The following is an 18,226-nucleotide window of genomic DNA, read 5'->3' as shown; positions in this document are numbered from 1 at the left end:
GATTTTTTGGGCCAGGACGGATCGATTGCTCCGTAAACGCCCTTTTGGACGCTCAAAACGGCGGTTACGGAGCAACCGATGGTGGTTGTCGGGGTGTTAGTTTGAGGGGAAGTTGTACGAGGCGCCGGATGCGTGGCTCGCTTCGGGCCAGCGTGAGGTGATGACTTTGCCTCGGGTGTAGAAGGACACGCCTTCCGGGCCGTAGATGTGCTTGTCGCCGAACAGCGAGGCTTTCCAGCCGCCGAACGAGTAGTACGCCACCGGGACCGGCAGAGGGACGTTAATGCCGATCATGCCGACGTCCACGGAGCGCTGGAACTTCCGGGCCGCCGCTCCTGACGACGTAAAGATCGCGGTGCCGTTGCCGTACGGGTTGGCGTTGATGAGCCTGATTCCCTCTTCGAGGTCCTGGACCCGGACGACGACGAGGACCGGTCCGAAGATTTCCTCGGTGTAGGCGGTCATTTCGGTCTTGACGTGATCAATGACCGTCGGGCCAACCCAGAAGCCTTCCTCGTGGCCGGGAACCACCAGATCGCGGCCATCCACGACCATCGCGGCGCCCGCGGCTTCAGCTTCGGCGATGGTTCTGACGATGAAGTTCTTGGAGTCTGAACTGATCACCGGACCCATGTCGGCGTCGGGCGCTGTGCCGTTCTTGACCTTCACGGCGAGGGCACGCTCCTCGACCTTCTTGACCAGCAGATCGGCGGCGTCGCCGACAGCGACAGCCACGGAGATGGCCATGCAGCGCTGGCCGGCGGAGCCGAAGGCGGCCGCGGCAAGGTGGTCCGCGGCGTTGTCCAGATCGGCGTCGGGCAACACAATGGCGTGGTTCTTCGCCCCGCCCAGAGCCTGGACCCGCTTGCCATGCGCAGTGGCTACCTCGTTGATGTGCTTGGCGACTGGGGTGGAGCCGACGAAGGATATACCATCCACGTCCGGGTGGGTCAGGAGACCGGAGACAACTTCGCGGTCGCCGTGCAGGACCTGGAAGACGCCGTCGGGCAAGCCTGCCTGCTTGAACAGCTTGGCGAGCAGCATCGCCGCGGACGGAACCCGGTGGGAGGGCTTAAGGATGAAGGCGTTGCCGGTGGCGATGGCCATCGGGGCCATCCACAGCGGCACCATCACCGGGAAGTTGAACGGGGTGATCCCGGCAACTACACCGATCGGTTCGCGGAAGGAGAAGACGTCGATGCCGGTGGAGACCTGGTCCGAGTACTCACCCTTGAGCAGCGTCGGGATGCCGCAGGCGAACTCGATAACTTCCAGGCCGCGGCCGATCTCGCCCTTGGCATCGGAGAGGACCTTGCCGTGCTCGGCGGTGATCAGTTCCGCGAGCTCGTCAACGTGCGACGCGACGAGCTCGCGGAACCTAAACAGGACGGCGGTGCGCTTGGCCAGCGAGATGTCGCCCCAGGACTTGGCCGCTTCCTTGGCTGCGGCCACTGTGGCGTCCAGGTCTTCCCGTGTGGCCAGGCACAGTTCAGCGCTGATGGCGCCGGTGGCCGGGTTGTAGACGGGCTTGGTCTCGGTTCCGGTGCCTGCGGCTTCTGCTCCCCGGATGAAGTGATTGATGGTTGTCATTGTTATTGCTCCTGTAGTAAACGGTGTTCGACGGGGTGCACAGGCGTGACGGTGCGCGGGAGCCCGGAGGCAAGTGATTCGTGGACGGCCAGCCGGACGGCGAGGTTCTGCTCGGTAAGTTCGCGGTGGACCACTTCGTGGTCGGCACTCCGCACCCACGTGCTGAACCTTTCGATCTCCACTTTGAACTGGTCTTCAGTGATGTCGAAGGCCTCGGAGCGGCCGTCGCGGAGTGCCACCGTGACCCGCGCTGCTTCGTCCGGGTTTGGATCGAAGGCTTTGTCGAGGGTGATGGTGCCCTCCGTTCCGATGATTTGGAGCGTGTGGGTGGCAGGTCCTTCGAAGCCGCAATCAAAGGTTCCAATGACGCCGTCGTAGTCCAGGATGCCGGCCACGCTGGTTTCCACGGGGTCGGACGGGCTTGTCCCTTTCGCAAATACGCTGATGGGCGCCCGTCCCATGACCATGTTCATGATGTCGATGGCATAGCAGCCAACGTCGTTGACAGCGCCGCCTTCCAGGCCAGTCTGAAGCCGGACCTCCCCTGGGCTGCGGTCCATAACGAAGTGGAAGCGCGCATGCATCGAAACGATCCGGCCGATCCGCCCTGCGTCAACGAACTCCCGCACTTTCTGGTGCTGCGGGTGGAACCGGTACATAAAGGCTTCCATCAGGCTGACGCTGTTCCGCTCACAGGCCTCTACTACGCGGGCATAGTCCTCCGCGGTTCCCACCAGCGGCTTTTCACACAGAATGTCCTTGCCCGCCTCGGCGGCCGCAACGATCCATTCGGCATGAAGTCCGTTGGGGAAGGGCAGGTAGACGGCTTCTACGTTGGGGTCGGCCAGGAGATCCTCATGGGATGTGAATGACTCAGGGATCCCAAAGCGTTCCGCCACCTCCGCGGCACGTCCGTTGGGGCTGCTGATTCCAAAAACGCTGGCGTTGCGGGCCTTTCGCATCGCCGGCAGGAACCTGTCCTGGGCGATCCGTGCCGTAGTCAGGATGCCCCACCGTACGGCGCTCATTGCGAAAGCTCCACTTCCAGGGCCCGAAGGAAGGCCACGGACTGACGGACATCCGCTACGGGGCCGTCGCCGGAAGGTGCGCCTTGGAGGATGGTGTCCTGTTCCATGGTGAACCAGCCGTCGTAGCCACTGTCGAGGAGGTGGCTGACAATGCTGGCGATGCCGACGTCGCCCTGTCCCAACGGCACGTACATGCCGGACTTCACGCCGTCGGTGTAGGAGATCTCACCGGACTGGACCCGGCTGGCGATGGCTTTGCGTACGTCTTTGAGGTGGGTGTGGCCGATCCGTGAGGCATACTCCCGGACAAGCTGCCCGGGGTCTGTCCCGCCGATCAGCAGGTGTCCGGTGTCGAGGCAAAGGTTGGCTGCGGTGTCGTTCAGGACGCGGTTGACATCGGCTGTGGTCTCGATCATGGTGCCGACATGGGGGTGGACCACTGCCTGGATGCCCTTGTCCGCGGCAGCCTTGACGATGAAGTCGAGGTTGCGTCCGAAGAGGTTCCAGCCCTCGGCGTCCAGTTCGTGACGCTGGTCGTAGCCGTCCACCCCGGTTTCGGCAGCCAGGACCATGACGGTGGCGCCCGCTGCTTCGTAGGCGTCCAGCTCAGCTGCCACCGCCTTCAGGGGGTCCTTCGCAGGGTCATGCAGAAGGATCGGAAAGAAGCCACCGATTGCCTGGAGGTTGTGCCGTTTGAGGACCTCTGCGCGTTCTGCCGCCTGTTCGGGCAGGAATCCCGCCGGGCCGAATTCCGTGGCGGCGATACCCAGGTCGGTCATTTCGGACAGCACCCGGCTGGCCTCCAGCTGGTGGCCCCATCCGGGGACTTCACAGACGCCCCACGAGATGGGAGCGGCGGCAAGGCGGCTGGTGATGTTGCTCAATCTGATCCTCCGTAAACGTTTTGATCCCAGTCGATGACTGAGCCGGTGACTACCCCGCTCCTGTCGGAGAGGAGAAAAACAACAAATTCGGCAATCTCGTCAACCTGCCCGAGTTTGCCCATGGGCACGGATGCGTTGGCCTTCTCAAGCCAGTCATCCCCCGCGCTGTGGAACTTTCGCTGCGTTTCCGCTTCGCCTTCCGTGGCGGTCCAGCCGATGTCCAGACCGTTGATGCGGATCTTGTCCCAACGGTGGGCGTGTGCCGCGTTCCGGGTCGCTCCGGCCAGTCCCGCCTTCGCCGCCACGTACGGGGCCAGATACGGTTGGCCGCCGAGTTCGGCGATGGAGATGACGTTCAGGATGCTGCCGGACGCCCCGCGCTCCCGGAGGTGCTTGATCGTTTCGGCCATGATGAAGAACGGCGACTTCAGGTTGACGGCAATGTGGGCATCGAAGAGTTCCGGTGTTGTATCCAGCATGGTTCCGCGGGTTGTCAGGCCGGCGGCGTTGACCGCGCAGTCGATCCTTCCAAACGTCGAGATCGTGTCCAGGACGGAGGCACGGGCTTGTTCTACGTCGGCGAGGTCCGTTTTGATGAAACGCGCGGCTACGCCGGACTTCGTCAGCTCGGCCGCCAATTGTTCACCGGAGTCTGCGTTGCGGCCGGTCACCGCCACGCCGGCAGCGCCTTCGGCCGCTGCCCGTCTGGCAATGCCGGCGCCCAGCCCCTGGGTGCCGCCGCTGACAAGCACAACCTTGTCCTTAAGGAGCGGGCTGTTCATTGTCTACTCTTTCCCGATCTTGACGACGCGGCCGGACCTGGCGGACTCTTCAGCCGCATTGGCCAGGACGAGGGCCATAACGCCGTCGTCGAAGCTGGGGCTGCAGCTGGTTCCCTCGCGGATGGACCGGGCGAAGCTGTCCAGTTCGTTGCGGTAGGCCTGGCCGTAGCGCTCCAGGAAGAACGGCAGGTAGGGGTCGGACTCTTCGGTGCCTGCGGCGGTGTATTTGCGCACGGTGGTCGGAGTCATGTTGCCGGCGGTCAGCAGGCCTTCGCTGCCGAAGGCTTCCAGCCGCTGGTCGTGGCCAAAGGCACTGTGGCGGGAATTGATGATGGTGATTTGTTCGCCGCCACGTCCCCGCAGGTTGATGACGACCGAATCGAAGTCCCCGGCCTCTTCGATGTAGTCGCAGAACAAGTTTGAACCGGTGGCCGAAACTTCAATGATGTCCGGGACGAAGAAGCGGGCCATGTCCAGGTCGTGGATGCTCTGGTCCCGGAAGATCCCGCCGGACGTGAGGATGTACTCTTTGGGCGCGGGCGCGGGGTCGCGGCTGATGATGGTCAGCTGCTCCAGCCGTCCGATTTCTCCGGCCTCAACCCGTGCGCGCAGCGAGCCGAAGTTCGGATCGAAGCGACGGTTGAAACCGAGCATAAGCGGGGTACTGGTGCCGCGGATCTGGTCCCGGCACGCGCGGACGCGGTCGATGTCCAGATCGATGGGCTTTTCGCACAGGGCAGCAACGCCGGCGGCCACCGCCCGGGAGATCAGCTCGACGTGGGTGCTCGTCGGGGAACCGATGATGATGGCGTCCAGGTCTTTGTTGGCGAAAACCGCATCTGCGGTTTCGACGGCCTGGGCTCCGGTCGTGGCGGCGAGTGCCTGGGCGCCCTGAATGAACGGGTCAGCGATCCATGCCAGTTCCAGGTCAGGGTGGTCGGCGATGTTCCGGGCGTGGACCTGGCCGATGCGGCCGGATCCGAAGAGTGCAACCTTGAGGGGTCGGTCAGCGGACATTAGTGAGGGTCCTTTCGTGTTTTCCGCCAGCGAATGATTCGCCTGCGGCTGGATGAGGATGATTGATCGAAATGGTGGCGCCGCCGCTGTTCATGGAATCCACCAAGGCCTGCGCCACGCGGGCCGCGGCAAGGGCCTCCTCGGCGGTGGCGAGAGGGGGCCGGGTTCCTGAGATCAGGGCGTCGACCCACGCCTGGGATTGCAGCCGGTAGGCATCGGCGAAGACGGGTCTCCAGTCAGCCGCGTAGCTTTTTGACTCCGTCAGTGCCCGGCTTGTTGTGGTCAGGTGCGGCCGGGCGAGCTCCACCGTGCCCAGTTCACCAACGATTTCGCAGCGCACGTCGTAGCCGTACTGCGCGTTCAGGAAGAGGTCAACGGCGGTCAGGACGCCGTCTGCTGTGCGCAGATGGAGCACCTGCGGATCCTGCCTGCTGCTGTCAAGGGCGGTGGACCGCGGGGCGTGCCAGCTGACGGATTCGATGGGTGAATTCAGGAGCCAGGCAGTGATGTCGATTTCATGGATACCCGAGTTGGTGATGGTGGCGGCCGAGTTTCCGCCGGGCGGACACGTGCTGTTGCGGTGCGAGCTCAGGACCATCAGCGGCTGGCCGATGGCGCCCTCCTCCAACAGGGTTTTCATTGCGCGGTAGGCGGGGTGGAACCGGCGCATAAAGCCCACCGAAATGAGGGGAATTCCTGCGGCGAGGGCATCCTGTCGGTCAACGAGGTCCTGGCATTCCCGGACGGTCGGCGCCAGGGGCTTTTCGCAGAGGACCGGCTTGCCGTGCTCGAGGCAAGCCATGACCTGCTCTGCGTGTGCGTTGTCGTTAGAGGCAATCAGGACGGCGTCCACAAACGGTGAGGCGATGAGTTCTTCGGCCGAGCTGAAGCAGCGGGCACCCGTTTCCGCGGCCAGGGCGCACGCCCGGTCCTGGACCGGGTCGGCGATGGCGGTCACGGTTGCTCCCGAGACGCTGCCCTGCAAGGTGCGGGCGTGGTCGCTGCCCATAACGCCGGCTCCGATGACGCCGATTCGCACCGTCATGGTGCGGCCACCGCCGCCGGCGCGCGACCGGCCAGGACGTCCACGACGCCCTTTGCGGCGTCACGGACCGTGTGAACCATTCCCTGACGGGTGAACCCCATCAAGTGTGGCGTCAGGACGACGTTCTCGTGGTCAAAGACGGGGTGGTGGGCTGGCGGTTCGGGGTCATAGACGTCCAGTCCGAGACCGGCCAGCTGCCCCGAGGCAAGTGCGTCCTGGGCTGCGTCCAGGTCCACGAGCCCGCCCCTGCTGCAGTTGACGAGGAGGGCGCCGGCCGGCATCAGCGCGAGGCGCTCGGCGTTGATGAGGTTGTGGTTTTCCGGCGTCAACGGCACGTGCAGGGTGACGAAATCGCTCCGGCTCATCAACTCATCAACAGTTTGGCAGCGGATGGCGGCGGGTACATCGGCAAACGGATCAAAGGCCAGGACGTTAAGGTCAAAGGCCTCGGCGATCCGGGCGACCCGGCGCCCGATGCGTCCGTAGCCGATGATGCCCAGGGTGAATCCTTCCAGGTCGCCGACGGCCACGGCTGACCTTTCCTCCCAGCGGCCTTCCCTGACAAGCGAGGTCAGCGTCGACAGCTTCTTGACGAGGGCCAGGAGTTGGGAAAAGACGCCTTCAGCGACGGACGCTGTATTGCTTCCTGGAGTGATTACCACGGGGATGCCGCGGCGGTTCGCCTCCGCGACGTCGACGAGGTCGGTACCGACCCCGGTCCTGGCGATCACTTTCAGGGCGGGCATGCGGTCAAGGAGTTCGCGGTCTACTGCGTACGCGGCGCGGACAATTGCGGCATCGGCGCGGGCGAGGTCCTCGTCCGTGGGGTTGTGGATCATTTGTTGGTGCGGAGCCAGGATCGGTTCAACCAGGCCGGCCTCTATGCTGCCGAGAGCTACGACTGTTTGCGGTGTGGTTATGGAAGCCATCGTCATCCTTGAAGATGTGGGGGTGCACTCCCGCGACGGCTTGGATGGCCGCGGGGTGACTGTATGGGTGGTGGGTTAGAGGCCGAGGAGGCTGGACGTGCGCACGACGAGTTCGGGCACGATGGGTCGGTGGACGAAGCCGCCGCCGAAGTCGTGGTCCCCGATGCGTTGAAGGAGCGTTTTCGCGCCCGCGACGCCGATGCCGGAACTGTCAGGATCGACAGTTGTCAGCCCGAGCCGGGGCATGGCGCCGAGCGAGATGTTGTCGTACCCCGTGATCGCGACCTGAACTCCGCGTTCATCGGCTGCCGTCATCGCTCCGAGTGCCGCCAGATCGTTGATGCAGGCCAGGGCCGTGGGCCGCATCCGGCCGGACGCTCCGAGCGCCCGTTGAGCTGCAACGTACCCGGATTCCTGTGAGAAGTCGGCTTCGACGATGTGGATGTTTCGCCCGAGTCCGTGGCTCTCCATGGCCTCGGTGTAGCCACTGACTCGCGCAGCCCCCACGGAACCGCCGAGCCCGCCCAGGTGTGCGATGCGTTCGTGGCCTTGGGCGACGAGGTGGTCCACCACCATGGAGATGCCGTACGCATCGTCGCTTCGGACCACGTCGGCTGTGTCGATGTAGTCCGGACCCCCTCCAGCGAACACAACCGATCCGCCCGAAACAACGCGGCTGAACGGAGCCTTATCGGGAACGGATCCAATCACGAGGAGACCGGCTACGCGCAGATCACGGAAGGCCTGGAGGATGGACAGGTCCACGCCCCCGGCCGATGCCGACGCCGTGACCGCACTGAAGAGCACCGTGTGGCCGGCCTCTTCCAGCACCGGCCGGGCGGCGTCCACGACGTCGAAGGCCCAGGGGTTGTGCAGGTCACTGACCAGCACACCGATGGTTCCGTTGCTGCGGGTTGCCAGCGACCTGGCTGCCATGTTGAGCTCGTAGCCCATCTCCTCCATGACTTCCAGCACCCGCTGGCGGCGTTCCGCGCTGACCCGGGGAGAGTCACGCAGAACCAGGGAAACCAGGGACTTTGATACGCCGGCGCGTTCGGCCACGTCCTTGATCGTTGGCCGCCGGGCGGATGCTGTTGTCATGGCTAGACCCGTGCCGCAGTGGTGCCGTGGATTTCCTCGATCTTCTGCCACTGACCGGACAGCGAGGAAGCTTCTGCCGCGCTGACGATGGCGGCAGCGGATGTGGCGTCGTTGATGTTGGAGTTCTCCTGCGCTCCGCCGGTGACGGCCACCAGGAACTTCTTGGCTTCGATGACTTTGAGGTCGTCAAAGCCCATGCTGTTGCCGGGGCCGGGCTGGAAGTGCGAGTAGTCCCCATGGCGCGGGCTGGCGTTGACTGTGGTGTAGCCCTGCTCGTGGTTGTTGCGTCCGAGGCAGACTTTGAGTTCATTCATGCGCTCGAAGTCCCATTTGAGGGAGCCTTCGGTGCCGTAAACCTCAATCTGGTAACCGCACTCGGGTCCCACGGCAACGCGGGACGATTCGATGGTGCCAACGGCTCCTGCGCCGACCGCGGACGGGCCGAAACGGACCAACGCTGCAGCGTAGTCTTCATTCTCGACCTCCCCCATTTCACCGTTCTCAATCACTGCGAAGTGCGTGCCGGATCCCATAGCCAGTCTGGGTCGCTGCGTGTAGACCGTGCTGGTCAGGGCGGTTACCTCGGCGATGGGTCCAACTACATATTGGCACAGGTCCGTTGCATGGCTGAACAGGTCCGCCAGCACGCCGGTGCCGGCAAGCTTACGGTCGAAACGCCAGGACAGCGCACCGTTGGGCTCGGAGGCATAGCCGGAGAAGAAGACGGCGCGGACGTTGGTGATCCGGCCGAGACGGCCCTCGGCAATCAACTTCCGTGCGTGCTCCACTGCCGGGGCGTGGCGGTAGTTGTAGCCGATGGTGGTGACAACGCCGGCCTCCGCGGCGGCTTCCTGCACTGCTGCGGTTTCCTCGTAGCCGCGTCCAACAGGCTTTTCGATCCAGAAATGCTTTCCGGCCTTGGCTGCCGCGATGCCGATTTCGGCGTGCAGGAAGTTGGGGGCGCAGATGGAAACAACGTCCACATCCGGGTGGTTCAGGACGTCGTGGTAGTCCGTGGTGCCTTCGGCGAAGCCAAGGACCTCGCGGGCATAGTCCACCCGGTCAGGCGCGGTGTCGGCTGCGATGACGAGCTTGGTCTTCAAGCCAAGTTCCGGGTATGCGTACTGGACGGTCTGGTAGGCGCGCGAGTGGAGCTTGCCCATCCATCCGACGCTGATGAGGCCTACACCGACGGTGCGGGATTCTGCGTTCACGTTCTTGCCTTTCTCAGGGGAATTCATGTCAGTTGCGGGCGGTGTCGAAGGCGTCGCGGAACGCCGCCGCCATGATGGTGGAGTCTGAGCCGATGGCCACGAACCGGAACCCCTGGCCGATGTATTTGGCAGCTCTCAGGCCGTCCACGGCCAGGATTCCGGCCGCCTTGTTGTGGCGCTGCGCTGCGGCGACGACGCGCTGCAGCGCCTCCTGGAAGACGCTGCTGTCCAGCTGCAGCGGGACCCCGAGGGCGTAGGACAGGTCCAGGGGGCCGACGAAGACGACGTCGACCCGGTCCTGGGCGGCGATGTCTTCGACAGAGTCCAGTGCTTCCAGGGTTTCGATCTGGATGACGCCGAGGGCTTCCTGGTCCGGTTCGGTGAGCGTACGGCGGTCCATGCCCCAGCGGCAGGAGCGATTGTAGGTGGCCACGCCGCGGTCTCCGAGGGGCGGATACAGCATGTGCCGGACCGATTCCGCGGCCTGGTCAACGGTGTTCAGCCGCGGAACCATGATCCCGGCCGCTCCCTGGTCCAGCACCCGGCCGATGCGGATGCGGTCTCCGGATTCGACCCGGACGATGGTGGGGACGCCGTAGCTTCCGGCGGCGATTACTCCGTCCCGGACGGCTTCTTCGCCGCCGGAGCCGTGTTCAAGGTCGATCAGTATCCAGTCGGCGCCTGCCGCCGCGCAGACTTCGGCGGCAATAGCCGAAGACATGCCCACGAAGGTGCCGACGGTGACTTCGCCTGCGGCGAGGCGCCGGCGTAGCTGACCCGCGTCCAGTGGTCCGTGGCTCATCCGAACCACCGCTGGCTGCCGCGTGCCTTCTCGTAGTCGGTGCGGAGGGTGCGGACCCATTCCTGGCCGGAGACTTCCGCCGGGGCAACGTCCCACCAGACGTCGCCGCCGGGCAGGTCAACGTGGGGCACGGTGGGTACCACGATGACCACCGGGCCCTGCGTGTCCCTGGTCGAGGACAGCGCTTCCCGGACCTCGGCCGCCGAGGTGGCGCGGATGGCCAGTGCGCCGAGGCCTTCGGCGATCTGCCGCAGGTCCACCTTGAGGTAGTCGCCATCGAGCCGGGCCTTGGGGGCGTCCTCCGCAGCGACGCTGCCGCCGGTGGTGCGGTACCGAAACTCGTTGCCGAATTCCTTGCCCGTGCGGTTCATCTGCAGGCGGTGGATGACCTGGTAGCCGTGGTTTTCCGAGACGATGATGGTGACGTTCAGGCCTTCCTGGGCCGCGGTAAGGATTTCCGTGGGTGCCATCAGGAACGTACCGTCACCGATAAACGTGACCACCCGGTTGTCGTTGTTGCCTTCGGCGAGACGGACGCCCATGCCGGCGGCGATCTCGTAGCCCATGCAGGAGAACCCGAATTCCAGGTGGCAGTTACGGTTGCCGGTGGCGTCCCAGACCTTCTGCAGGTCGCCGGGAGCCCCGCCCGCAGCGGCGATGACCGTGTCGCCGGAACGTGCGTGTTCCTGCATCAGTCCGATCAGCTGGGGCTGGGTCAGCAGGGCGCCGGTGACCGGCGCGTACGGGTGATCCGCGGGGTTGTAGGCGTCGTCCGCGTCAAGCCAAGTGGACCGGATGGGAGCCCACTTGGCCTTCTCGGTTTGGACGGTGTCCTGCCAGGCTTCGCTGGTGCTGTGGCCCTCCAGCGCCCGCGAGAGTGCTTCAAGTCCCAGCCGGGCGTCCGCGAGGATTCCGGTGGCACCCTGCTTGCGGGTATCGGCGTCCACAATGTTCAATGACGCGAACCGGACGTCCGGGTTCTCGAAGATGGACTGTGAGCCGGTGGCGAAGTCGGTGAGTCGGGAGCCGACGCTCAGGACCAGGTCAGCCTGCTTGACGAGGGTGTTGGAGGCGAAGTTGCCTTCCAGTCCCACGCCGCCCACCTGCCACCATTCGTCCTTGGTTACGGCACCCTTGCCGCCGAAGGTCTCGACGACGGGAATTCCGGCCTGCCCTGCCAGCGCCTCAAGTGCGGCGTGCGCATCGGAGTAGTGGATGCCGCCGCCGGCGATGATCACCGGACGCTCGGCCGAGCGGATCAGGCGGGCGACGTCGTCGACCTCTGCCAGGTCCGGCAGCGGCCGGCGGATCTTCCAGTCCCGGGGTTCGAAGAACTCCGTCGGGAAGTCGTAGGCGTGGGACTGCACGTCCTGGGGCAGCGAGATGACCACGGCACCGGTATCGGTGGGGCTGGTGAGCACGCGCATGGCCTGCGGAAGGGCGGTCAGGAGCTGCTCCGGACGGTTGATCCGGTCGAAGAAGCGCGATACCGGACGGAACGCGTCGTTGACCGTGGCGTCAGCTTCGATGGGGTGTTCCAGTTGCTGCAGGACAGGACCCTGGTGCCGGGTGGCATAGGTGTCGCCGGGCAGGAGCAGCAGCGGAAGCCGGTTGACGGTTGCCAGCCCGGCGGCGGTCACCAGGTTGAGGGCGCCCGGACCGATGGAAGCCGTAACGGCCAGCACGGACTGGCGCCGGGTTGCCTTGGCGTACGCGGTGGAAATGTGCGCCATGTATTGTTCGTGGCGGCCCTGGATGAACGGCATGTCATCGGCCAGTTCGTCGAACGCCTGGCCCAGGCCGGCCACGTTGCCGTGCCCGAAGATCCCGAGGGCTGCGGGGATGAGGCGTCGGCGGACGCCGTCTGAGACTGAGTACTGGACCGACAGGTATTTGACGACCGCCTGGGCGGTGGTCAGTCGGATGGTCTGCGAGTTAGTGGTCATTGCCTTATTCCAGAAGTCGGGGGTTTACCAGGGGCGTCCGTGCAGGATGACCGTTTTTTCTTCAGTCATTTCCTGCACTGCGGAGCGGACGCCTTCCTTGCCGACGCCGCTGCCCTTGAGTCCTCCGTAGGGCATGAGGTCGGCGCGCCACAGGGGCGTCCAGTTGATATGGATGTTTCCGGCGTCAATCTGCCGCATGGCCCGGACAGACCCCGAGACGTCGCTGGTGAAGATTCCGGCACCAAGTCCGTAGTCGTTGTCGTTGGCCAGGGCGATCGCCGATTCGATGTCGCTGGCTGAGGTAACAGCCACGGCCGGGCCGAAGAGTTCGTTGCGGCTCAGCGGAGAGCGCGGGTCAACGCCTGCGACGACGGTCGGGGTGACCACGGCGCCCTGGCGGTCCCCGCCGGTGAGCACCTTGGCTCCGGAGTTGCGGGCTTCGTCGATGGAGGAGTGGACGCGCGTCGCTTCCTCTTCCGAGATCAGCGATCCGAGACGGGTCTCGGCATGGCGGGGGTCCCCCACCGCAATGGCTTCGACCTTGGGGACGAGGGCGTCGAGGAAGTCTGCTTCGATCCGGCGGTCAACGATGACCCGCTGCACCGAGATGCACACCTGACCGGCGTTGATGAAACCGCCTGCCGCAACGGCGCTGGATGCAAGCTCAAGGTCTGCGTCCGGCAGGACGATGACCGGGCATGAGGCGCCCAGCTCCAGGGACAGTTTTTTGACTCCGGCGATCGAACTGATGCGCGTGCCGGTTGCGGTGGACCCGGTGAAGGAGACTTTCCGGACGCGCGGGTCGGTGACCAGAACATCCCCCAGGGTGCTGCCGGGTCCGGTCAGGACGGACAACGCTTCCGGCGGCAGCCCGGCGTCGACGAAGCACTGCGCCAGTTTCAGCGCCGTCAGCGGCGTGGCACGGGCGGGTTTAAGTACGACGGCGTTACCGGCTGCCAGCGCAGGTGCAATTTTGTGCAACACGAGCAGGGCGGGGTAGTTGAACGGCGTGATGGCCACGACGATACCCACGGGCTGCCGCAGGGTAAAGCCAATCTTTTCCAGACCTGTACCGGCGTTGGCATCCAGGGGAAGGGTGGAACCGTACAGCTGGCTTCCTTCGTAGGCAGCCAGGCGGATGATGTTGCCGGAACGGCTGGCCTCGCCGCGGGCTTCGGTGATGGGCTTCCCGGTTTCCGCGCTGATGGTCTGGGCGATGTCCTCGGCACGTTCATCGGCCAGGGCAGCTGCCCGCAAGAGGATGTCCACCCGTTCGTGTGCCGGTGTGGCCCTCTGCAGCTGAGCGCCGATCTCGGCGCGGTCAAGCGCGGTCTGGGCGTCCTTGACTGTTGCCACGGGGACCGTGTCAATCATCCGGCCGTCGAAGGGTGACCGGACTTCCTCGGTCCTGCCGTCGGCGGCACCGAGCCATGTTCCGGCGATTAGCATTTGCATGGTTGCTCCATCTGGGTGGACGAGCGGCCCTTCCGATTCCGGCGGGGATCGGGTCAACCGTTCTGTTTCTTGAATTTGATCTGTCTCCTCCGGCGCTGAGCCGGAGGAGAGGACTCTGGGCTGCTGCTGTCAGCGGATGCTGCTGAGGCCTTCGCTCTCTGAGGTGACTTCCGCGACCTCCGCCTGGACTTCCTTGACGATGTCGCTGTGGCCGCCGAGCTGTTCGAGTTCGTGGGCGAGTTCGGCGAGTTCGGCGCCGCCGGCCATCTGGGCGGTGAGCTCGTCGAGGCTGATGTCCTTCTTGTCGTAGTAGCCGATCGACTTGCCGCGTTTGAGCAGCAGGAACCGGTCTCCGACGGGGAAGGCGTGGTGCGGGTTGTGGGTGATGAAGATGACCCCGAGGCCGCGGTCGCGGGCCTGCAGGATGTACCGCAAAACCACACCGGACTGCTTGACGCCGAGTGCCGCGGTCGGCTCGTCCAGGATCAGCACCTTGGCGCCGAAGTACACGGCCCGGGCGATCGCGACACACTGGCGTTCACCGCCGGAGAGCTGGCCGATGGGCTGCTCCACGTCGCGCAGGTCGATGCCCATCTCGGCGAGTTCGGTCTTGGTAATGTCCTTCATTTTTTGGACGTCCAGGCTCTTGAACGGGCCGAAGCCGCTGGTCAGCTCGGAACCGAGGAAGAAGTTCCGCCAGATCGGCATCAGCGGGACAACGGCGAGGTCCTGGTAGACCGTGGCGATGCCGGCGTCGAGGGCATCACGGGGCGAGGTGAATTTCCGTTCCTCGCCCATGATGTTCAGGACCCCGGCGTCGTGCTGGTGCAGGCCGGCGATGATCTTGATCAGCGTGGACTTACCGGCGCCGTTGTCGCCCAGAACGCAGGTGACGCGGCCGTTGTCCACGGCCATCGTGACATCGCTCAGCGCGAGGATGTTGCCGTAGTTTTTCCCCACCTTGTTCAACGAGAGCAGGTGCACCGGGGTGTGGGTCAGCGGGTCCGTCTCGTTCTGGAGCAGGATCGTTTGGTCGATTTCCTTGGCATTCATGTTCTCCGGGCCCTTACTTGAGTTCCGCGCGGCGTTTGACGATGAGGTTGACGATGGTGGCCAGCAGCAGCATCAGGCCCAGGAAGAACTTGAACCAGTCCGGGTTCCACTGCGCGTAGACGATGCCCTTGTTGGCCATGCCAAAGATGAACGCGCCGATCGCGCCGCCGATGGCCGAGCCGTAACCGCCGGTCAGGAGGCAGCCGCCGATGACCGCGGCGATGATGTAGAGGAACTCGTTGCCCACACCTTCACCGGACTGGACGGTGTTGAAGGCGAACAGGTTGTGCATGCCAAGGATCCAGCCGCAGAAACCGACAGCCATAAACAGTCCGATCTTGGTCTTATTCACGGGAACGCCCACAGCACGGGCGGCATTGGCGTCGCCGCCGGCGGCGAAGATCCAGTTGCCCACCTTGGTGCGCAGCAGGACCCAGGAAGCCACGACGACCAGGGCGACCCAGATGAACACGGTGACGTTGACGTCGATGCCGCCGATCTTGATGGTCGAGGCGAAGAGCACGCGGGCGGCGTCGAAACCGTCGAGGTCGGAAACGGAAGGGGTTGCCACCGCCCCGCCGATCATGCGGGTCAGTCCGAGGTTGAGTCCGGCGAGCATCAGGAAGGTAGCCAGCGTGACGATAAAGCTGGGGAGGTTTGTTTTGACGAGGATCCAGCCGTTGATGAACCCGATGCCAAGGGACACTACGAGCGCAAAAGCGACGCCGACCCAGATGTTCGTGCTGAAGTACCAGCTGAACATGGAGGCTGAGAGGGCTGAGGTAATGACTGCGACGCCGGTGGAGAGGTCAAACTCGCCACCGATCATCAGCAGAGCCACGCCTACGGCCATGATCCCGATGGTGGAGCTGCCGTACAGCACGGTTGCCAGAGAACTGGGCTGCAGGAAGACGGGAGCAATGGCGGCAAAGAATACGAAAAGTACAAGGGCGCCGACGAGAGCGCCTATTTCGGGCCGGACAAGTAGTTTCTGCAAGGTGCTTCGAGCGCTGACGCGCTCGTCAACTGCAATCGTGAGGACAGCATTGGCCATGATTTTGACTCCTTTGTGGTGGGATGCCGGGCGCGACTGCCGGGGCGCCCGGCATCCCACAGAAATTTCCTGCTTAGCGGATGCCGGCCTGAGCGAACTTGGAGACATCGACTGCATTGCTCTTGTCGACGACAGCCGGGCCGGTGTAGACCTGCTGCCCGCCGCCAACCTTGAAACCGCCGACTTTGTTCAGCCAAATGGTGTCCACAGCGCCGTACCCCTGGAGGTAAGGCTGCTGGTCGACGGTGAACTCGACGCTTCCGTCTTCAATGGCCTTGGCCAGCTCGCCGTTCAGGTCGAACGAAGCCACCTTGACCTTGCTGCCTGTTTCCTTCACGGACTTCACGATGGTGAGCGTGAACGGGGCGCCGAGACCGATGATCGCGTCGGCGTCCGGCGTGGACTGGAGCTTCGCCGTCACCGTAGAGGAAACGGAGGTCATGTCTGCGCCGTTGACGTTGAGGATCTCGGAGCCGGGGACCTCTTCCTTGACCCCGGCACACCGGTTTTCGAGCCCGACGTGGCCCTGTTCCATGATCACGCAGATCGGGTGCTTGATGCCTTCGGCGGCGAGTCGCTGTCCCACCGTGACGCCGGCGAGCTTGTCGCTCTGGCCAAAGTGGGTGATTGCACCCATAACCTTCGACTGGTCTTCGCCTGCGTTGAAGCTCACCACGGGAATCCCGGCGTCGGCCGCCTTCTTTACGACGTCCTTGAGCGCCTCCGGCTTGGCCAGAGTGACGAGGATGCCGTCGACTTTTTGGTCGATGGCCTGCTGCACCAACTGCGCCTGGCGGCCACCTTCAGCGTCACCGCTATACAGCAGCTCGACGTTGTCCTTCTGCGCGGCGGTTTCGGCGCCCTTGCGGACGATGTCCCAGAACGTGTCGCCGGCGGCGGCGTGGGTGATCATCGCGACCTTCAGACGGGGCGTGTCCGCAACCGCGCCGCCTCCTCCGGCATTGGACGTTTCGGTCTTGCCGCCACCGCTCGAGCATGCCGCCAGGGTCAGGAGCGGAACGACGGCGAGAGCCATAACGCCCTGACGCCAACTGAATTTTGCCACGTGAAATCTCCTTTGATTCGCACCATTTCGACCGTCGTGAACGCTTCGGTCGCATGCCGGGGCATGGAGCGAAATGCGGAGGTCGCTGATTATGAACGGATGTGATCCAACTCTCTGAGTGGAACGGTCCAACCATAGAAGACGGGGATTCGGAATGTCAATAGACCGTTCCAATGGATTGTGGTTTCATATTTAGACGCGCTTATTTGATCGGGCGGCGGCCCTCATTTGCTTCAAAGGAGAACAATGACTGAGATGTCTGCGCCGGAACTCGTCGCATCCTGCTGGACCAGCGCCGGCAATGTTGCGCCGTTGCAAATTCCCGAGACAAGTCCTGTGCCCATCACGGATCGTTTGGACGCTATGGCCGCGACAGGATGGTCAGGTTTTGGGCTCGCCCATGATGACCTGGCCGCCGTCCGCTCCACGCTTGGCTTCCCGGCCTTGCGGAAACTGATTGACGACGCCGGCTTCAGCTACGTTGAAGTTGAACTCCTCAGCAACTGGTGGGACGAGAGCCTTTCCCACCAGTGGCGGCCTCAGTTCGACCTCCTCCTTGAGGCTGCCGAGACGCTCGGTGCCCGGTTTATCAAAGTCGGAACTGCCCCGGGCGAGGCCCTGGATGACCTAGACTTCCTGGTTGAACCCCTGCGGCGCCTGACAGCCGAGGCCGAGCTGCGGGGCACCCGCATTGCCCTGGAACCGATGGCATTCGCCACCGTCGGACCGCTGCCCGCGGCAGCGGAACTGATCCGAAAGGTCGACATGCACGGATGCGGTCTGGTGGTCGACTACTGGCACGTGTTCCGCGCAAGAACCACCTTGGACGAGCTGTCCAAAAGCCTTGACGCTAACCAGATATTCGGCGTCGAGCTCAACGACGCGGACGCGGAAGTCCGGGGCTCCCTTTTCGAAGACACACGCGACAACCGCCGCCAGTGCGGGCAGGGCGACCAGGACGTCGTTGGGTTTATCCGAACCATGAAATCCATTGGCTTTGATGGGCCGTGGGGAGTGGAGATCCTGGCAGAGGAACATCGTGCGCTTCCCGTGCTGGAAGCATTGCGGGAGACCCAGGCAAGGACATTGGAATGCTTTGCAGCGCGGTGAAAAACAGGCTGCACTGGCAACCCGAGTGGATCGCAGTCGTGGGCGAGATCGTCGAAGTACGGCTCCATGACAAGACGGTGAGAACGGGCAGGGTGGACGGTGTAACAGCCGACGATCAAATCCTTTGGATAGCAGCCGACGGCGCTGAGT

Annotated in this window: 16 protein-coding genes; 1 reads left to right on the top strand and 15 read right to left on the bottom strand. The window is 64.2% G+C overall.

Annotation, left to right across the window (positions count from 1 at the left end):
- Positions 1–96 precede the first annotated feature (96 nt).
- The 15 genes from ASG77_RS14125 to ASG77_RS14055 all read right to left on the bottom strand — a co-directional run bounded on the left by ASG77_RS14125 (position 97) and on the right by ASG77_RS14055 (position 16,966).
- Entirely contained in the window at positions 97–1,590 is a 1,494-nt protein-coding gene (locus ASG77_RS14125; RefSeq protein WP_056346604.1) for a CoA-acylating methylmalonate-semialdehyde dehydrogenase, read from the bottom strand.
- A gap of 2 nt (positions 1,591–1,592) precedes the next feature.
- Positions 1,593–2,618 (bottom strand): Gfo/Idh/MocA family protein, encoded by a 1,026-nt coding sequence (locus tag ASG77_RS14120; protein WP_056346602.1) that lies wholly within the window; start codon positions 2,616–2,618, stop codon positions 1,593–1,595.
- On the bottom strand, positions 2,615–3,502 hold the full coding sequence (locus ASG77_RS14115; protein WP_082576059.1) for a sugar phosphate isomerase/epimerase family protein: 888 nt from the start codon (positions 3,500–3,502) through the stop codon (positions 2,615–2,617). The genes ASG77_RS14120 and ASG77_RS14115 overlap by 4 nt, the downstream gene beginning before the upstream one ends.
- Positions 3,499–4,284, bottom strand: coding sequence for an SDR family oxidoreductase (locus ASG77_RS14110; protein WP_056346599.1), 786 nt, complete (start codon positions 4,282–4,284; stop codon positions 3,499–3,501). The genes ASG77_RS14115 and ASG77_RS14110 overlap by 4 nt, the downstream gene beginning before the upstream one ends.
- Before the next feature lie 3 nt (positions 4,285–4,287).
- A complete protein-coding gene (gene iolG, locus ASG77_RS14105; protein WP_056346597.1) occupies positions 4,288–5,301 on the bottom strand; it encodes an inositol 2-dehydrogenase in 1,014 nt (337 codons plus the stop codon).
- Positions 5,291–6,346 (bottom strand): Gfo/Idh/MocA family protein, encoded by a 1,056-nt coding sequence (locus ASG77_RS14100; protein WP_082576058.1) that lies wholly within the window; start codon positions 6,344–6,346, stop codon positions 5,291–5,293. The genes iolG and ASG77_RS14100 overlap by 11 nt, the downstream gene beginning before the upstream one ends.
- Positions 6,343–7,275: a hydroxyacid dehydrogenase gene (locus ASG77_RS14095; RefSeq protein ID WP_056346595.1), complete on the bottom strand. Its 933-nt coding sequence runs from the start codon at positions 7,273–7,275 to the stop codon at positions 6,343–6,345. The genes ASG77_RS14100 and ASG77_RS14095 overlap by 4 nt, the downstream gene beginning before the upstream one ends.
- 75 nt (positions 7,276–7,350) lie before the next feature.
- A complete protein-coding gene (locus ASG77_RS14090; RefSeq protein WP_056346593.1) occupies positions 7,351–8,376 on the bottom strand; it encodes a LacI family DNA-binding transcriptional regulator in 1,026 nt (341 codons plus the stop codon).
- A gap of 2 nt (positions 8,377–8,378) precedes the next feature.
- Positions 8,379–9,590 (bottom strand): Gfo/Idh/MocA family protein, encoded by a 1,212-nt coding sequence (locus ASG77_RS14085; RefSeq protein ID WP_082576097.1) that lies wholly within the window; start codon positions 9,588–9,590, stop codon positions 8,379–8,381.
- 28 nt (positions 9,591–9,618) lie between these two features.
- The gene (locus ASG77_RS14080) at positions 9,619–10,392 is read right to left on the bottom strand and encodes an HpcH/HpaI aldolase family protein (protein ID WP_056346589.1); all 774 of its coding nucleotides are present in this window, start codon (positions 10,390–10,392) and stop codon (positions 9,619–9,621) included.
- Positions 10,389–12,338: a 3D-(3,5/4)-trihydroxycyclohexane-1,2-dione acylhydrolase (decyclizing) gene (gene iolD / locus ASG77_RS14075; RefSeq protein WP_056346587.1), complete on the bottom strand. Its 1,950-nt coding sequence runs from the start codon at positions 12,336–12,338 to the stop codon at positions 10,389–10,391. The genes ASG77_RS14080 and iolD overlap by 4 nt, the downstream gene beginning before the upstream one ends.
- Positions 12,339–12,362: 24 nt before the next feature.
- On the bottom strand, positions 12,363–13,793 hold the full coding sequence (locus ASG77_RS14070; RefSeq protein ID WP_056346585.1) for an aldehyde dehydrogenase family protein: 1,431 nt from the start codon (positions 13,791–13,793) through the stop codon (positions 12,363–12,365).
- 129 nt (positions 13,794–13,922) lie between these two features.
- Entirely contained in the window at positions 13,923–14,846 is a 924-nt protein-coding gene (locus ASG77_RS14065; RefSeq protein WP_056346582.1) for an ATP-binding cassette domain-containing protein, read from the bottom strand.
- Between the two features lie 13 nt (positions 14,847–14,859).
- Positions 14,860–15,900: an ABC transporter permease gene (locus ASG77_RS14060; protein ID WP_056346580.1), complete on the bottom strand. Its 1,041-nt coding sequence runs from the start codon at positions 15,898–15,900 to the stop codon at positions 14,860–14,862.
- A 73-nt stretch (positions 15,901–15,973) separates the two neighbouring features.
- A complete protein-coding gene (locus ASG77_RS14055; protein ID WP_056346578.1) occupies positions 15,974–16,966 on the bottom strand; it encodes a substrate-binding domain-containing protein in 993 nt (330 codons plus the stop codon).
- 246 nt (positions 16,967–17,212) lie between these two features.
- Here ASG77_RS14055 and ASG77_RS14050 point away from each other — a divergent pair, with 246 nt between their 5' ends.
- Positions 17,213–18,076, top strand: coding sequence for a sugar phosphate isomerase/epimerase family protein (locus ASG77_RS14050; RefSeq protein ID WP_056346575.1), 864 nt, complete (start codon positions 17,213–17,215; stop codon positions 18,074–18,076).
- Positions 18,077–18,226 lie beyond the last annotated feature (150 nt).

Origin of the sequence: Arthrobacter sp. Soil762, from assembly GCF_001428335.1 — a bacterium.
Lineage (GTDB): Bacteria > Actinomycetota > Actinomycetes > Actinomycetales > Micrococcaceae > Arthrobacter.
Note: the sequence above shows the minus strand (reverse complement) of the source record. Positions and strands in the feature narration are given on the sequence as shown.

Excerpts from the sequence above, each read along its gene's own strand:
- ASG77_RS14125 (WP_056346604.1), bottom strand. The coding sequence starts at position 1,590 with ATGACAACCATCAATCACTTCATCCGGGGAGCAGAAGCCGCAGGCACC.
- ASG77_RS14120 (WP_056346602.1), bottom strand. The coding sequence starts at position 2,618 with ATGAGCGCCGTACGGTGGGGCATCCTGACTACGGCACGGATCGCCCAG.
- ASG77_RS14110 (WP_056346599.1), bottom strand. The coding sequence starts at position 4,284 with ATGAACAGCCCGCTCCTTAAGGACAAGGTTGTGCTTGTCAGCGGCGGC.
- iolG (WP_056346597.1), bottom strand. The coding sequence starts at position 5,301 with ATGTCCGCTGACCGACCCCTCAAGGTTGCACTCTTCGGATCCGGCCGC.
- ASG77_RS14100 (WP_082576058.1), bottom strand. The coding sequence starts at position 6,346 with ATGACGGTGCGAATCGGCGTCATCGGAGCCGGCGTTATGGGCAGCGAC.
- ASG77_RS14095 (WP_056346595.1), bottom strand. The coding sequence starts at position 7,275 with ATGGCTTCCATAACCACACCGCAAACAGTCGTAGCTCTCGGCAGCATA.
- ASG77_RS14090 (WP_056346593.1), bottom strand. The coding sequence starts at position 8,376 with ATGACAACAGCATCCGCCCGGCGGCCAACGATCAAGGACGTGGCCGAA.
- ASG77_RS14080 (WP_056346589.1), bottom strand. The coding sequence starts at position 10,392 with ATGAGCCACGGACCACTGGACGCGGGTCAGCTACGCCGGCGCCTCGCC.
- iolD (WP_056346587.1), bottom strand. The coding sequence starts at position 12,338 with ATGACCACTAACTCGCAGACCATCCGACTGACCACCGCCCAGGCGGTC.
- ASG77_RS14070 (WP_056346585.1), bottom strand. The coding sequence starts at position 13,793 with ATGCAAATGCTAATCGCCGGAACATGGCTCGGTGCCGCCGACGGCAGG.
- ASG77_RS14065 (WP_056346582.1), bottom strand. The coding sequence starts at position 14,846 with ATGAATGCCAAGGAAATCGACCAAACGATCCTGCTCCAGAACGAGACG.
- ASG77_RS14060 (WP_056346580.1), bottom strand. The coding sequence starts at position 15,900 with ATGGCCAATGCTGTCCTCACGATTGCAGTTGACGAGCGCGTCAGCGCT.
- ASG77_RS14050 (WP_056346575.1), top strand. The coding sequence starts at position 17,213 with ATGACTGAGATGTCTGCGCCGGAACTCGTCGCATCCTGCTGGACCAGC.